13 protein-coding genes are annotated in these 15,390 nt (G+C 45.2%); 6 read left to right on the plus strand and 7 right to left on the minus strand.

All coding sequences use genetic code 11. The features are described from left to right. Positions 1-187: 187 nt before the first annotated feature. The 5 genes from OZ401_RS03995 to OZ401_RS04015 all read left to right on the plus strand — a co-directional run bounded on the left by OZ401_RS03995 (position 188) and on the right by OZ401_RS04015 (position 4,615). A complete protein-coding gene (locus tag OZ401_RS03995; protein WP_341469421.1) occupies positions 188-1,762 on the plus strand; it encodes a 4-coumarate--CoA ligase family protein in 1,575 nt (524 codons plus the stop codon). Between the two features lie 139 nt (positions 1,763-1,901). Beyond that, complete coding sequence (locus OZ401_RS04000) at positions 1,902-2,639, plus strand: class F sortase (RefSeq protein ID WP_341469422.1); 738 nt, start codon at positions 1,902-1,904, stop codon at positions 2,637-2,639. Between the two features lie 250 nt (positions 2,640-2,889). Beyond that, entirely contained in the window at positions 2,890-4,188 is a 1,299-nt protein-coding gene (locus tag OZ401_RS04005; protein WP_341469423.1) for an ammonium transporter, read from the plus strand. A 76-nt stretch (positions 4,189-4,264) separates the two neighbouring features. Next, complete coding sequence (locus tag OZ401_RS04010) at positions 4,265-4,399, plus strand: hypothetical protein (RefSeq protein WP_341469424.1); 135 nt, start codon at positions 4,265-4,267, stop codon at positions 4,397-4,399. A 69-nt stretch (positions 4,400-4,468) separates the two neighbouring features. Further along, positions 4,469-4,615: a hypothetical protein gene (locus OZ401_RS04015; protein ID WP_341469425.1), complete on the plus strand. Its 147-nt coding sequence runs from the start codon at positions 4,469-4,471 to the stop codon at positions 4,613-4,615. Between the two features lie 158 nt (positions 4,616-4,773). Here OZ401_RS04015 and OZ401_RS04020 read toward each other — a convergent pair whose 3' ends face one another. The 3 genes from OZ401_RS04020 to OZ401_RS04030 all read right to left on the minus strand — a co-directional run bounded on the left by OZ401_RS04020 (position 4,774) and on the right by OZ401_RS04030 (position 8,835). After that, on the minus strand, positions 4,774-6,138 hold the full coding sequence (locus tag OZ401_RS04020) for an MFS transporter (RefSeq protein ID WP_341469426.1): 1,365 nt from the start codon (positions 6,136-6,138) through the stop codon (positions 4,774-4,776). A gap of 21 nt (positions 6,139-6,159) precedes the next feature. Next, positions 6,160-6,639, minus strand: coding sequence for a MarR family winged helix-turn-helix transcriptional regulator (locus tag OZ401_RS04025; RefSeq protein ID WP_341469427.1), 480 nt, complete (start codon positions 6,637-6,639; stop codon positions 6,160-6,162). 615 nt (positions 6,640-7,254) lie between these two features. Further along, positions 7,255-8,835: a formylglycine-generating enzyme family protein gene (locus tag OZ401_RS04030; RefSeq protein WP_341469428.1), complete on the minus strand. Its 1,581-nt coding sequence runs from the start codon at positions 8,833-8,835 to the stop codon at positions 7,255-7,257. Positions 8,836-9,215: 380 nt separating this feature from the next. On the opposite strand from OZ401_RS04030, the gene OZ401_RS04035 reads away from it, so the two are divergent. Next, on the plus strand, positions 9,216-9,545 hold the full coding sequence (locus OZ401_RS04035) for a hypothetical protein (protein WP_341469429.1): 330 nt from the start codon (positions 9,216-9,218) through the stop codon (positions 9,543-9,545). An 82-nt stretch (positions 9,546-9,627) separates the two neighbouring features. Here OZ401_RS04035 and OZ401_RS04040 read toward each other — a convergent pair whose 3' ends face one another. From OZ401_RS04040 to OZ401_RS04055, 4 genes are all read right to left on the minus strand, one after another. After that, positions 9,628-10,503 carry an isocitrate lyase/PEP mutase family protein gene (locus tag OZ401_RS04040; RefSeq protein WP_341469430.1) on the minus strand — a complete coding sequence of 292 codons (876 nt, stop codon included), beginning with the start codon at positions 10,501-10,503 and terminating at the stop codon, positions 9,628-9,630. 176 nt (positions 10,504-10,679) lie between these two features. Beyond that, positions 10,680-12,434 carry a SulP family inorganic anion transporter gene (locus OZ401_RS04045; RefSeq protein ID WP_341469431.1) on the minus strand — a complete coding sequence of 585 codons (1,755 nt, stop codon included), beginning with the start codon at positions 12,432-12,434 and terminating at the stop codon, positions 10,680-10,682. A gap of 39 nt (positions 12,435-12,473) precedes the next feature. Beyond that, entirely contained in the window at positions 12,474-13,991 is a 1,518-nt protein-coding gene (xylB, locus tag OZ401_RS04050; RefSeq protein ID WP_341469432.1) for a xylulokinase, read from the minus strand. A 193-nt stretch (positions 13,992-14,184) separates the two neighbouring features. Continuing rightward, the gene (locus OZ401_RS04055) at positions 14,185-15,282 is read right to left on the minus strand and encodes a HEAT repeat domain-containing protein (RefSeq protein ID WP_341469433.1); all 1,098 of its coding nucleotides are present in this window, start codon (positions 15,280-15,282) and stop codon (positions 14,185-14,187) included. Between the last annotated feature and the right edge of the window lie 108 nt (positions 15,283-15,390).

Below are 15,390 nucleotides of genomic sequence, written 5' to 3' on the forward strand. Positions count from 1 at the left end.
GTTAAATATTTTCCCCAATAACTCTATTATAACGTTTTGGAAAAATATGTCGAAGGTAAACCAAACCGCATAATATTCCTATACAACAGGCTTGTATTATATAATTCCACCAACGCCTTGATTGAGAGACGAATACAAGTCATCGGACTAATGGACAGTTAATTTTATATTGGGCAGGAGAGTTGAAATGATTTTTAAAAGCACTCTACCGGATGTTGAACTCCCCAATGTTGATTTCACCACGCATGTTTTGCACAGAGCTACCGAATTAGGCGATAAGGTAGCCTTTGTGGATAGTGGCAACGGTAACACTTATACCTATAAACAGGTTTCGGATAATGTCAGAAAAATGGCAGTAGGTTTGCACGAACGTGGCTTACAAAAAGGGGATGTGCTGGCATTATTTAGCCCCAATTCACCTGAATACTTTATCACTTTTCTGGCTGTAGCCTCACTTGGTGGTATTAATACCACAATTAACCCGCTTTATACTGTAGATGAACTGACCTTCCAATTGAACGATGCTGACGCGAAGTTTCTAATTACTATTCCCCCTTTATTGGAAAAGGCGAAGGAAGCGGCTTCCAGAGCTAAGATTCAAGAGATTTTTGTCTATGGGGAAGCTGAAGGTCATACCTCTTTCAGCAAATTAGTTGAAAAAGATGGACAGTTGCCACAAATCGAGTGGGATTATAAGGAAGATTTGGCGGTTTTGCCCTATTCCAGTGGTACTACCGGATTGCCAAAAGGGGTAATGCTGACCCAATATAATTTGGTAGCTAACATAAACCAGATGTATGCTGCTCACTTGTATCAGGAAAACGATAACATTTTGTGCGTTTTACCCATGTTCCATATTTACGGTATGATGGTTATCGGTGCAATGGGACTTTTCAACGGCGCAACCATTGTTACTGTACCGCGTTTTGAACTCGAACACTTCCTTCAGACAATGCAAGATACCCATATTACGGTAGCGCCGCTTGTACCACCGATTATGCTTGCCCTAGCCAAACATCCGCTTGTTGACAAATATGACCTATCCGGCTTGAAAGCAATACTTTCGGCGGCGGCTCCGCTTAGCCGAGAATTGCAAGAAGCTTGCCAGAATCGTTTGGGTTGTATAGTTATTCAAGGTTATGGTTTGACCGAAACCAGTCCCGGTATGCATATTAGCCCAATCGACAAAGATAAGGCAAAAGCAGGCTCGGTGGGTATCAATCTGCCTTATGTGGATATCAAGGTTGTAGATATATCTAACGGAGAAGCGCTTGGGGTGAAGCAGGAGGGCGAAATCTGGACTAAGGGCCCACATGTAATGAAGGGTTATTTAAACCGCCCTGACTCCACTGCTGCTACTATTGATAACGATGGTTGGCTACACACCGGAGATATTGGTTATGTGGATGAGGATGGCTATCTGTTCATTGTGGATAGGCTCAAAGAACTGATCAAGTATAAAGGGTTGCAAGTAGCGCCTGCCGAACTTGAAGCGGTGATACTAACTCATCCTGCGGTTGCCGATGCTGCGGTAATTCCTTCTCCCGATGAGGAAGCTGGTGAAGTTCCAAAAGCCTTTGTAGTGCTGAAACCGGGCGTGCAGTTAAGTTCAGGTGAATTGGAGAGTTATGTGGCAGTACGTGTTGCGCCCCACAAGAAAATTCGGCGGCTTGAGTTTATAGATCAGATTCCTAAATCTGCTTCTGGGAAAATACTGCGGCGATTTTTGGTTGACCGTGAGCGTAAAGCTCTAGAACTTTAGATAAAACAACGAATCTTTTTATAAGGCGAGATAGAATATAGGATAGAATACCCTTATTCTACTCGCAATTCTTTTGTTATAATGAACTTGTGAACTTTTAGTCAGAATAAGATTTATACATATCACGAGGTTTACGAAGTTGTTCGGCAAAAATTTGAAAAAGTGGGTATTTTTTTTCTTAATACCTGTTGTAATAATTTTACTTGTAGTAATAGTGCTATTAACCGGTGATAACGGTGTAAAAGTAAGTAGTTTGCCTCCACATGTTGAGCCTACTAAAGCGGGTGGGATTCTGCCCTTTTTGCCTATTACAACTGTTGCAAATACACCCACAGCAGTACCACCCACTGCCACTCCAGTGCCTACCCTAGCCCCAGAACCCACTGCTACAGAGCTTCCTCCACGGCCTACCATTATGCCAATTGTCAGTATTATTCCGGCGCGCTTGAGGATTCCCGTGATTGGAATAGATGCCGATGTGGAACATGTGGGAAAGACCAAAGATGGTGCGATGGATGTTCCCAAGAGCTATTGGACGGTGGGTTGGTACAAGCTTGGATTTAAACCCGGAGAGTTGGGTAATTCCGTGATTGATGGACATGTCGATAATCCGAAGGGTCCTTCTATTTTCTGGGATTTGAAAAAGCTTCAAGCGGGTAATAAAGTATATATTAGTGATAATCAGGGTAAAGAATTGACATTTGAAGTTATAAAACTGGAAAAATATTCTTATGATGGCGCTCCGCTTGATAAAATATTCGGTTCTGCCGACGATGTTTATTTAAATCTCATAACTTGTTCTGGTACTTTTGACCAATCAACCCATAATTATGATCAGCGTTTGGTAGTATTTACAAAGCTAACCACCCAATCATAGGTTTTTTATCAATAAATTTAGCAGTGAGCGGCTTCATTTCAGAAAAATGCTCACTGCCAAACCAGTTTTTCCATTTTAACCCCTCCTTTTGTGCAAATAATACAAATATTTCTATTAATCTTCGTGCGTAGTGATGTAGCATGCACTTGCAGGTTACTTATATGATTGCACTATCGAAGATTAAGAGAATTTTGAAGCTACAAATCAATCGCATGTTTTGTGACTTTTGCACAAGGAGGAATTTCGAGGGATGAGTGTATTATCGGTTCTACTACAAACACAAACACCGCCTGCCCCCAAAATTGATTCTGGGGATACTGCCTGGATAATTGTGGCAACGGCTCTAGTAATGCTTATGACACCTGCTTTGGGCTTCTTCTATGGTGGTTTGGTTCGCAAAAAGAACGTGCTCTCCACCATTATGCATAGTTTCTTCAGCCTTGGCGTAATAAGCGTGGTATGGGTACTCTGGGGTTACTCATTGGCTTTCGGTCCTAGCTCGATTAAAACTGATGCCGGAAGTTTTCTTGGTAGCTTGAATTGGTTCGGTCTTAATGGTGTAACCGGGATTGACACCAACTATGCTCCCACAATCCCCCATCTCTTATTCATGATGTTCCAGATGATGTTTGCAGTTATTACTCCCGCTCTAATTACGGGCGCTTTTGCCGAACGCAAACGTTTCAAGGCATTTACTCTGTTCCTTATTCTTTGGCTCACTATTGTATATGTACCGATTTGCCACTGGGTTTGGGGCGGCGAAGATGGTACTCTCGGCTGGATTCGCCAATTGGGCGCTCTCGACTTTGCCGGTGGTACTGTTGTACACATCAACTCCGGTATTGCGGCTCTGGTTGCGGCTCTGGTTCTTGGTAAACGCCTTGGTTATGGCAAAGAGCAGATGGAAGCTCACGACGTTCCGATGGTGGTTCTTGGTGCTGGCTTACTCTGGTTCGGTTGGTTCGGTTTCAATGCCGGTAGTGCCTTAACCGCCGGTGACCTTGCCGTAAACGCCTTTGTAGTTACTCACTTGGCTGCGGCAATGGGCGCTATCACTTGGACTACCCTTAGCTGGATCCGCCAGGGTGCGCCTAGCGTATTGGGTGCGGCGGCTGGTGCAGTAGCCGGTTTGGTTGCTATCACTCCTGCCAGTGGTTTCGTAGACTCTCGTGGCGCTCTGGTAATCGGTTTCGGCGCAGGTGCAATCTGCTACTTCGGCGTAGTGCTAAAGAGCAAGCTCGGCTTCGATGATGCATTAGATGTTTTCGCAGTACACGGTATGGGCGGTATCTGGGGTGCACTTGCTACTGGCTTGTTCGCCACTAAAGCGGTTAATACCGCAGGCGCTGATGGTCTGTTCTACGGTGGCGGTATCGATCAGCTTGGAAAACAGGCGATCGGTGTAGGTGTCACGGTTTTATGGAGTGGTGTTATGACCTTCGTAATTCTCAAGGTGTTGGATCTGGTAATTGGTCTCCGGGTAGAATCACAGGAAGAACTTTCCGGTCTCGACTCTGCTTTACACGGTGAAAGCGCCTACGAACTCTAGTATTTAGAAATGGGGACACAGTTTGTAAGCTGTGTCCCAGTACTCATCTAAAAGTTATTCAGGAAGGATAAATATTATGGAATGGGTTGCATTAGTTCTTTTCCTTTTGATGGTTCTTTCATGGATTGCCTTACCAGATTCTAAGAAATCTACAAGTGCAGTTGAATTAACTTCTGTAGAATTTTCTCCGGTAAAGGTTGAGAAGGCTTAATTTATATCAAGTTTGTATCAAAGTTGCTACTGCTTAGTGTAGAAGCGAAGAAAGGGAACGAAGAGAATTATGGAATGGGTTGCACTTGTATTGTTTCTGCTAATTGTACTTTCGTGGATTATTTTACCAGACGCAAAGAAAATTACCACTGGTGCGGAGTTTACTTCTTTGGGTGATGATGCTAAAAAAGAAGCCAAAGCCACAGCTAGAAACTAACTAAGTTACAATCATTTGTGAAATAATCAGGGAGACAATTTTTCTTCCTGATATTTTGTTTTCATACCGGAATTTGACTTTGGATAAATAAACTTGCTGTCTAGTTTCAAAACCTCAAAATCCCCTTCTCCATCCGATAAACCCCGGCAGTTTTGAAGCTACAAACTTTCCAATGATTCACGATTTCTGTTCATTAGTATCCAGGCTATCGGTACAGACATAAAGCTTAATACCATACAAATGCCCATAGAAAAAGGTGTGCCACCGACTGAAGCCAGCCACCCTGCCAGTAAACCGCCAATTGGGGTTGTGCCTGCAAACACAAGCATATAAACGCTCATTACCCTTCCACGCAAGTTATCGGGGGTAATCATTTGAACAAGGGTATTTGCGGAAGCCATAACGTTGCTCATTGAGGCTCCTAAACCCACCATTAGCGCTACCGAAACCCAGAAGAACGGTGATATAGCTACTCCAAATCCAAACAAACTAAAGAAACAAGCTCCTTTAACCAGTGTCATATGTTTAGGTTTTTTGCCTGCCATTGCCAGCGTGAGCGCTCTGCCTAATGCGCCAACACCGATGCCAGACATCAATATTCCGTAGCCTTCTGCACCAACTTTCAGATAATTATTTGCGAGAACGGGTATCCATACATTGAAGTTAACCCCAAGCAAGCCTACTATTCCGACCAATATCATGATTATATTAACTGCGGGGGTGTGGAGGGTATATCCTAAACCTTCTTTCAAATGCACGAAAATTTTCCCGGTAGGCTTTTTGCCGATTCCTCCAAACAATTCAGCGTCTCTCATCAAAAATAATCCGGTTAAAACTGCCACGAAACTAAATCCATTTAACCAGAATGCCGGCGCAATACCGATCCATCCGATTAATAGCCCTGCTACCGCCGGACCAACTACTCTTGCTGCATTAAAGATTGAAGAGTTTAGCGCAACCGCATTCATCAATTCTTCTTTGCCAACCATTTCAGAGACAAACGATTGTCTCACCGGCATATCCACGGCATTAACCAGCCCTAGCATTGTAGCCAATACATAAATTTCCCAGAGTTGAACAATATTAAAACTGACTAGAGTTGCCAATATAAAAGCCAAAGACATTGCCGAAGTTTGGGTGAACAGCAGGGTACGACGTTTTGGTAGGCGATCTGCGATAATTCCGCCAAACAACGTGAGAAACATTACTGGCAAAAATTGGAGTGCTGTTACCAACCCCAATGCCAGTGGGTCGTTGGTAATTTTCAGTACCAGCCAACCCTGCGCCAAATTTTGCATCCAAGTTCCGATCAAGGAGACTAACTGACCGAAAAAGAACAAGCGATAATTCCGGTGGTGTAGCGCAGCCGCGCCTCTGGCAAAATAAGCCGGAACAGCTTTTAGCAGCTTTTTAAATTGATTGCTATCTGGCGCAAGTGGTGTATTACCAGCCTCTTCAAGCTTTAGTGTAGGATTTGGATAGGGTGAGTCGAGTTTCCCAGCTTGTGTGGTTTTGGTAGGCATTTCTATATATCCTCGATTTGATTATTCCGATATTTTTTGAAAGACCGGCAGCACCGCAACGATATTTTCAAGCTCTTGCGGGGTTAACTGCTCAAGGCGTCTTTGTAATGTCACATAGCGCGCAGCATCAAAAACCAGTAACGCCCGCTGTCCGCGTTCGGTTGGTCTCACCCAAACGCTACGCCAATCGCTATCATCCCGAGTTCGTTCAATATAACCCTGTAGCACCAACCGCTTGACCATTGAGGTAACAGTCGAGGGAGTAACACCCAATAATTCTGCCAGTTCCTGCATTTTGCATGTTTCTTGTCGCACCAGCACACGCATTAACCGCAATTGTCCTGTTGTAGTTCTCAGTTCGGATACATCTTGCCAGGTAGAATCGTCTTTTTGGTTTAATTCTTGTTCTTGTATTTGACCTAAACGGTAGAGTAAGTTGGGTAGAAGGTCTAGGAGCGCGGTGGCGATTTCCATGATATTGTCAGTATTGGTCTTAGACATAAGTAACATCCTTATTACTTTGATTATCAAACAATGTTATTAATAAATTACTTTGATTATCAAAATATATTATAGTCATAATATAAAGTCAGGTCAATATATATAAAAGTCAAAGATTGGGGTTTCACAGACACTTTGGGCATTGATATAGCGCTCATTGGTCACCGTTATTAGCTGGTGTGTCACGGCATTGAGCGCACCCAGCACATTAAAACGTTGCCGACCGCTTGGAGCGCGGATAACTATTCTGATCAGACACCATAGATAGCCCAGGTAAGCCCCTAACACTAAATGAGCGCTATCTACGAAAAAGACGCTGCGCTTAGCGGCTTTTGCTTCTTCTAAACGCGGTTCTAATTCGTTTTTTTAAAATGAGTTTGTTGTGCCTGATCAAACTTGGCTGGCACGCTGTAAGTTTTTAAGCGTTTGAGACCCAGCTTTTTGAGGAAGATACCAACCTGAGTGGGATTACCCTTAAGACCAGTTAATTCTTCAATCTTTGCCACCGCCTGTGGAATACTGACAGGCGGGGATGTACTAAGAAATAGGCTTCGAGGCTCGCATAAAGTAATAGTTTGTTTTAATATTTCCTATTCTTAACATTCTATAGGTTAGTTAAGGATTTCTGGCGCAACGGAAACCTAAAGTATCATTGGTGGTATCGGGGCGGTCAATGCGCCATGCGGCGTGGAGATAACCGGGGCGAGTTGCCCAGCCTCCCCCTCGTTTAGAATGCTGGACTTTCTGAGTATCTTGGGGTGCATTAAATGGGTTTCGAGTTGGTGCAGTCCGGTAGAAATCGGGATTATACTCATCGGCTATCCACTCTGAAACATTGCCAAGCATATCGTAAAGCCCGTAGTAGCTTTTACCCACCGGGAATTTGCCGACTTCTTCCAGCCCTCTTACTTGGGTATCTCCATTGGATAGGATTTCCACCCAATTTCCAGCATCGGGATTCCAGTCGTTGCCCCACGGGTACAGGTTGCCGGATGGACCACGAGCAGCTTTTTCCCATTCTGCATCGGTTGGTAATCTTTTTTTATCCCACGCACAAAAGTTTTGGGCATCTTCAAAAGAGACATGTACTACCGGATAGCGTGGCTGTGAAATTGAGGTTGTGCCCGGTCCACCCGGCATGTTCCAATTAGCCCAATTGACAATTGCGTACTGGTTGGTATTGTTGTTAAATACCCCGCTCTGCCCAGTTTTTTCGGCGGTAGTAAAATAGTTGGTTTCTTTTACAAAACGCTCAAACTGAGCATTTGTAACCTCGTAAATGTCGATATAAAAGGCGCTTAAATAAACTTGTCGATGTGGCAAGCCCGGTTTTGGATCAGCTACCAATTCGTCGGTGAAAAAATCTAGCATGCAATCTGGTTTGGGTACTTTCAAGCAAAGAGCGTCAAATTTCTGCAATTCTTCAAGGGTACTGCCCTGTATAAAGTTACCTTCCGGGATAAACGCCATATTATCAACAATAGTAGGCGTGAATGAACTAATTGGGGTAATACCGGGTGATAAAACCAATGCCAGTATTCCCAAAGTGGCTGCCACAAAAATAATTGAGCCGGTAATTGCAATTGATGTAGCATTCCACCGCTGGATAAAAAACCCACCTTGACGGCGCGGCACAGGCTTTGGACTCGGTTCGAGACGTAGCGATAAAGAACTGTTTGCTTCCGGTTCTTCCTCACGTAACAGCGTGGTTTCTTCTGGCTCTATTTCTGCTAGAACCCTATTCGCTTGAGCGTCGGATTCCACTGATTGGATTTGGTCGATTTCATTCTCAGGTAAAACTAAAAGAGGCGCATCAGTCACTTTGCTTATGGCTGTGGACTCAGATTTTCCAATTGGCGTAGGTTCCGTTTTTGCTTCTTCATATTGTATTTGCTCTGCTTCAAATCGTTCTTTGTAGCCTTTATAGTTATTCTGATCCGCGGCTAATTGCCAGAGTTCCTCTGCTTCTACTAGGGTTGTAATGACCTTGCGACTCATAAATAAGCCGATCAATTTATACGTATTTTTTTCGTCCGGCGCGTATTTGCCATGAATCCATCCGCTTACGGATTTGGTATCTTTCATGCCAACCAATCGCGCTAGAACGGTATTATTTAGATTTGCTTTCGCGCTATATTCCTGTATACGTTTGCCAAGCCAGTTCGATTCATCGTAATTAGGATCAGTATTTTGCATAATATTCAAGAAGTGAAAAACAAGTGCTTTGATTTAGACGATAATGTTAAAAGGAATGAAATAAGGAACAAAATAGGGAATAAAATAGGGAATAATAAGCTTAAAAAGATTCAATAAATATCCTAGAATTATCAAGGGTTTAGCTAATTATTTCGTGATTATAGTTATATTAACTGTTCGATTTAGGCAGTCTGTGCAGCGCAAGCGAATAGTAGTATTTATTTGTGCATTATAACATGGGGTTAATGATTATTTAAATCCTTTCATAAAACTCCGCACTCTTCCAGAGAACTCCTAATGCATCCAATTTTCCGAAATTTTGTATAAATGTTTCAAGCTTTTTGTAATATAGTTCTGGCAGACACAAAGGAAATAAGGGTATGATTACTTCGGGTAAGCATCTGGAAGAATATCAGTTACTAATTGAAAAATTGGTAAAACAGGGCAATACTCGCAACTCGATTGCAACAATCTTAAAAAAACAGGAATTCCAGTCTCTGGTTAATCGTGATTTGATCACCGCTATGATGGTTTATGCCTTAGCTGCTGCAACTGCGGGAGATTCAGGTGACCTTAAAGCCTCCACCTATTCTACCCAAATATTCGCACGCGCTCGTATCGTTGCTGATATTCTTGGTCAAAGTGTACCTGAAAGACTCGACCATTTGTTGTCAGAAATTGATGAATCCTATAAGTTTGGACTTAACTGATCTTAAGGGCTTCGAAAAAATTAAAGCGAAAGGGTTGCACAAAGTGAGTACAACCCCACATATTTGTACGCCAGCTTTTATTTTAGTTTGGAGTTTCTTCTCGACTGAAATTTTTGTCCACGTTAAGCCACCAACTCATCCTCATCTTTTCAAAGATGTCGTTGGTTAGCTCTAGTTTTTGTTCATACTCATCGTTTCCGGTCTCCTTGAGTATTTGCAAGCGTTGTTCAATCGCAAATATAGCAGCGTAAAGAGCCGTAGTTGGATAAATAACCAACTTATAACCCATCTCTTGTAATTGTGGGTAAGGTATCATTGGCGTTCTGCCCCCGGTGGGTAAATTCATCATGACCGGAGCTTTAACCAGTTTGGGAATAAGCGCCATTTCTTCAACGTTGATAGGTGACTCCACGAAAATCATATCCGCCCCTGCTTCATGGTAATAATTAGCGCGTTCGATAGCATCATCGAAACCGTTTATTGCTCTAGCATCGGTACGTGCAATGATTACTAGATCGGGGTCGGTGCGGTATTCTGCTGCTGCCCGGATTTTCTGGGCAAATTCCTCTTTGGGTATAACCTGCTTGCCGCTCACATGCCCACAACGCTTGGGGAAAGTTTGATCTTCTAGATGCAGCGCCGCCACTCCGCTACGTTCATATAACCGGACGGTGCGCACCACATTTAGAGGGTTGCCGTATCCAGTATCAGCATCGGCAATCACCGGAACCGAAACACACTCTGCAATATTAGCTGCGTGGTTTGCCATTTCCGTTTGGGTGGTAAGACCCAAATCGGGATTGCCCAACAGGCTGGCAGATGTTCCTGCTCCCGTCATATAAATTGCTTTGAATCCGGCTCGTTCAATAAGCCGCGCCGAAATTCCATCGTAAGCGCCCGGCGCAACGATAATACCTTCTTCGCTCATCATTTTTCTGAGCATGGTTGATGCGCGCATATAACCCCCTTTTGCAAAGCCCAGAATCTTGAAATTCTATTTTTTGAGGCACTTCTCTCATAGAAACCATTTTATTACATCACACCGCACTTATCACTGTCCAACCAATTCTCTTAAAACAAAAAGTCGAAGGGTTTTATAAGCCTTCGACTTTTCGCTAACCTATAGAGCGAGCGTTACTTCATTTTTATCACTCCGAAAGGTATCTCGTCATTCGGTTCCTCTTCAGTCCCAACCAATTTACGCCCGGCGTGCCATTCACAAGAAGGATTTTCTGTAAATTGCTCGGTCGCTTTTACAATTGCCTGATCCGCGCCCCAGCAGAACTTATCCACCCCGATAGAGTCAACCAATCCAGCGCGTTCTAGCATACGCTGTACCTGTGGCTGCAAACCCGTGAGAAAAAGCAGCCCACCTTTTTTAATCTGGTCATGCCAGATATTCTCAATAGCATGGATTCCAGAAGCATCAATAACCGGCACGCCGCGCATAGAGAGAATTAGCGCGCTACTAGATGGTAAGCTTTCCAAGCGTTCGGTAAATTGGCTGGCTGCCCCGAAAAAGAGCGAACCGCTGATATATACCACCCTGATATCACTCAATTCGTTACTTACCTTTAACCCGGCGGCACGTAATCGTTCCCAATCCACTTCGGTAGGTACTATATCGAGGCTTGCTACTTGGCTGATAAATAATAGCAAGCTAAACATGATACCGATCAAAATCGCTTGAGTAAGGTCGAAGGTTACCGTGGAAATCATGGTAACAAGCAAAACTAAGGTAGGACTTTTGAGGCGGCGCTTGAAGTAAAACTTTATCAAATGCCATTCGTTCATGCGCCAAGCTGTTACCATTAGCACTCCAGAAAGGGCGGCTAACGGTATTTGACCGATCAGGCTACCCAGTAAAAGAGCGCTTGCTAGCAGTGTGGCGGAATGAATAAAGCTAACCATGCGAGTGACACCGCCCGCCTTGACTCCCACGCTGATACGGGCAATAGCGGCTGTAGCCGGTACTCCCCCTACAAAAGGTAGCAACATATTGCCAAAACCTTGTGCGATCAACTCCTGATTTGCATCGAGTTTTGTCCCGGTCATACGCCCTGCTACTACCCCTGCCAGCAAGCTCTCGATTGCGCCCAGCGCTGCGATGGCTGAAGCCGGACCTAGCAGCTCTCCAATCTGCGAAAAGCGGTTAGGGTCAATATTGAAATGATCATCAAGGATAATGGTGGCAGGTACATTACCGATAAGCGCTACGTTCCAGTTCAATAACCAAGATATAAGGGAGGAAAGCACGATTCCCAATAATGCCGCAGGAACTTTAGCGGTAAGCGTTATCTTGGGAAGCGTCATCATCACCGCCATTACTATCAAGCCGCATGCAATCGAATTCCAGTTTATGTTTGGTATAGACCCGGTGAAATAGCCGATGATTTTCAAGGTAGTGGTATCCGCAGGCTTAGTTTTTACGCCTAAAAAATTATCAATCTGTCCTACGAAAATAATAACCGCGATTCCGCTAGTAAAACCAGTAATCACCGGAGCAGGAATGAAGTTCACGACCCGTCCCAGTCTCAGGATTCCTAGTACCAAAATCATTGCACCTGCCATCCCACCTGCCATCCACAAGCCTTGTAACCCGTAGCGTTGCGCGACCAGTATCAGCACAGCGGACATCGCTCCGGTAGGACCGCTTATTTGGTAAGGTGCGCCGCTCAATGCTCCGATAACGAACCCGCTAATTATTGCGGTGACCAGACCAGCAGCGGGGGTTGCGCCGCTGGCGACCCCAAAAGCTAAAGCGAGCGGTAACGCTACAGCCGCAACCGTAAGACCAGCCATAATATCGCTCTTAAAATGGGTGGCGTTATAGCCGCTGAACTCAGACTGCCATAATTTAAATATTGCCGGTTTCTTTACAAGTTGCATAATATGAAAATTTCCCCTCCTAAAAAAGTTCTTAAATGCTTACAATTGACGATAAAGCGGTTTTAACTTTACATAAATCTCTTTATAAAGCGGATAATATCTGCGATAAACCTCTGAATTGGCGTGGATGGGGGCGGTACGTGAGTTTATTCGGATGCTAGAATCGCATGCGCTTTGCACGTCTTTCCAGAATCCTGTACCTACTCCTGCCAGTAAGGCTACCCCGTAAGCGGGTCCCTCGGTAGCATTAATAGTAACGACTTCACGCTCGAACATATCGGCTTGAATTTGCCGCCATAGCGAGCTTTTGCCACCACCTCCGCTTGCCCGAATTTCCTCAATCGGCAAACCCATGTTTTCTAACAAGCTGAGACAATCCTTTAGGCTGTATGAAACCCCTTCCAGTACCGAACGCACCAAATGGCTGCGGTGATGCGCGGCGGTTAGACCAAACCAGACTCCGCGTGCTTGCGGGTCAAGATGTGGCGTGCGTTCTCCCATCAGGTAAGGCAGGAAAATCAAGCCTTCGCTACCAGCCGAGGCTTCTGCCGCTTGCTGAGTTAAAATTTCATATATGTCTGTACCAGAAGCTTGTGCCGCTTCAATTTCGTGTTTGCCCGCTATTTCGTCTCTGAACCAGCGCAAACTGATACCCGCGCCCTGTGTTACGCCCATTACGTGCCATGCCCCCGGTACGGCATGGCAAAAGGTATGTACTCTGCCGCCGGGGTCGAGCACTGGGGCGGTGCTATGGGCGAATACTACTCCGCTTGAGCCGATAGTGCTGCTCACTAACCCTGCTCGGACAATCCCGTTACCAACTGCACCCGCCGCCTGATCGCCACCGCCGCCAACCACAGGCGTTCCTGTCATTAGACCGGTTTGCGCGGCTGCTTGTGCGCTTACCTGTCCGGACACTACCCACGATTCATAAACATCAGGTAGCAAATCCGAATCGATTTCCAACTTGCGGCACATTTCTTCTGACCATTTGCGATTTGCCACATCAAATAGAAGCGTACCGCTGGCATCGCTAACCTCGCTGGCAAATTCTCCGGTCAATTTATAGCGAATAAAATCTTTTGGTAACAGGAAATGCGCTGCTTTTAGGAATTGATCTGGGCGATGTTCGCGCAGCCATATCAGTTTTGGCGCGCTGAAGCCTACTATTGCCGGGTTTGCGGTCAATTCGATAAGCTTTTCAGCGCCTACTTCCTCGGTTATGTAGTCGCATTGCGCTTGTGCGCGACCATCGCACCAAATAAGGGAAGGTCCAAGTACACTACCTTCCTCATCCAGCAAGACCACACCGTGCATTTGTCCGCTCAATCCAATAGCGGCGATTTCGGGGGCTTTCCCCAGTTTTTTCGCGCCATCGGAAAGCGCTTTTTTAACCGCCTCAATTGTACCGCTCCACCAATCTGCCGGGTTTTGTTCTGCCCAGAGCGGTTGGGGGGTATAGAGAAGGTATTCGCTGCTGCCTGCCGCTACTACCTGACCGTTTTCACCATCTACAATGATGGCTCTCGCGCCAGTAGTGCCCAGATCAATTCCCATAAAATAACTCATAAGTGCCTCATTACACTAATGTATAAATAAAAGCCAATGCAAAACAGCCGGGCAAAAATCATCAAGACCTTTGCCGGCACAAATTTTTACAAAATTTTTAGTTTTAGATATATATTTAATTCCCTACCCCGAAGGGAGGGAGGAAAGAGCTAATGATTAAGCAATTGGTAGAATTAGCTTTTTAATTATTTTCGCGTGCTTTGGTGCTTGCCGATGGCAAAAACCGCCCACCTGCGCTTAGGCTGGAGGCAGTAGTACCCGGCGGCAATTGCTTGATACTATCCAATGCGTTGGCGGCAGCGGCAGCCACATGTTGGTTTGGGTCTTGCAATACTACATTGAGAGCTTCGGTCGCCTGCTGGATATTTAACTCGCCCAAAGCGTTAGCAGCCGCAGCGCGCACCTCCGGCATACGGTCTCGCAAAAGCTGAAGCAAACTCTCTGCGTGCTGATCTTCGCCCAACATAACCAGCGCGCGCGCTAACGCCATTCGCACTTCGGGAAATTCGCTGTTAATCAGCGGTATAATATAGGGTACAGCGCGGCGATCACGTCTTTCGCCCAACGCCATAATGATACCTTCCTGCCGTCTGAAAACTTGCATCTTATCTTCAAAGGGCTTGAATGCTGAATTTTCTAGCAGAATCCTGAACGTTCTATCTTGTTGCATCATACCCAGCGCAGTAGTGGCGCTGTTACGTACCGGAGGCGGTTCGCTATCGCGTAAAACCTCGATCAAGGCATTGGCAGCGGCAGGGGTGTCAAGAAAACCCAAGCCAAATGCTCCTGCTTGTCTCATTTGGGTTTGCCAATCGCTAGGTGCATGGATATAACCCTTGCGCAAGGCTCTGATTAGTATTTCTAGGGCTTTTTCATTTTTGAGGCGACCAAGGGCAATAACCGACTGAATGGTGGCTTTATGTTGGGCTTCACTATTTGGTGAATTTCGCAAACCATATTCTGCCAGTTTAATTAGCGGTTTTAGAGCCGTAGCGTCTCCGATTAATCCAAGAGTAATCGCAGCAGCTTCTCGCACCGGCAAAAAACGATCTTCCAACAATTTTATGAGGATGGGAACAGCTCTAATATCTCGGTATTCGACCAACGCCTGAGCGGCAGCAGCCCGCACTTCTCCTTCGGGGTCATTTAGCGCTTGTAGCAAATAGGGAACAGTAGAAGCCTCTTTAAGTTCGCCTAGTGCAAGGGCAGCCCGACTGCGTAACTCCGGTCCGCCAAATTTGAGTTCGTTTAAAGCCTGATCAAGGGTAATATTTGTCACTTCCTAACCCCGGTCTCGCGCCGTATACTTGCGGCAGTCGTATTGTTAATTCTCTCCAGCCACATTTTACCGTATCCGGTGGCGAATGTGGAAATAATTATACAACGA

Origin of the sequence: Candidatus Chlorohelix allophototropha (genome assembly GCF_030389965.1) — a bacterium.
In the GTDB taxonomy this organism is placed as follows: Bacteria; Chloroflexota; Chloroflexia; order Chloroheliales; family Chloroheliaceae; genus Chlorohelix; species Chlorohelix allophototropha.

Excerpts from the sequence above, each read along its gene's own strand:
- OZ401_RS03995 (WP_341469421.1), top strand. The coding sequence starts at position 188 with ATGATTTTTAAAAGCACTCTACCGGATGTTGAACTCCCCAATGTTGAT.
- OZ401_RS04005 (WP_341469423.1), top strand. The coding sequence starts at position 2,890 with ATGAGTGTATTATCGGTTCTACTACAAACACAAACACCGCCTGCCCCC.
- OZ401_RS04010 (WP_341469424.1), top strand. The coding sequence starts at position 4,265 with ATGGAATGGGTTGCATTAGTTCTTTTCCTTTTGATGGTTCTTTCATGG.
- OZ401_RS04015 (WP_341469425.1), top strand. The coding sequence starts at position 4,469 with ATGGAATGGGTTGCACTTGTATTGTTTCTGCTAATTGTACTTTCGTGG.
- OZ401_RS04020 (WP_341469426.1), bottom strand. The coding sequence starts at position 6,138 with ATGCCTACCAAAACCACACAAGCTGGGAAACTCGACTCACCCTATCCA.
- OZ401_RS04025 (WP_341469427.1), bottom strand. The coding sequence starts at position 6,639 with ATGTCTAAGACCAATACTGACAATATCATGGAAATCGCCACCGCGCTC.
- OZ401_RS04030 (WP_341469428.1), bottom strand. The coding sequence starts at position 8,835 with ATGCAAAATACTGATCCTAATTACGATGAATCGAACTGGCTTGGCAAA.
- OZ401_RS04035 (WP_341469429.1), top strand. The coding sequence starts at position 9,216 with ATGATTACTTCGGGTAAGCATCTGGAAGAATATCAGTTACTAATTGAA.
- OZ401_RS04040 (WP_341469430.1), bottom strand. The coding sequence starts at position 10,503 with ATGCGCGCATCAACCATGCTCAGAAAAATGATGAGCGAAGAAGGTATT.
- OZ401_RS04045 (WP_341469431.1), bottom strand. The coding sequence starts at position 12,434 with ATGCAACTTGTAAAGAAACCGGCAATATTTAAATTATGGCAGTCTGAG.
- xylB (WP_341469432.1), bottom strand. The coding sequence starts at position 13,991 with ATGGGAATTGATCTGGGCACTACTGGCGCGAGAGCCATCATTGTAGAT.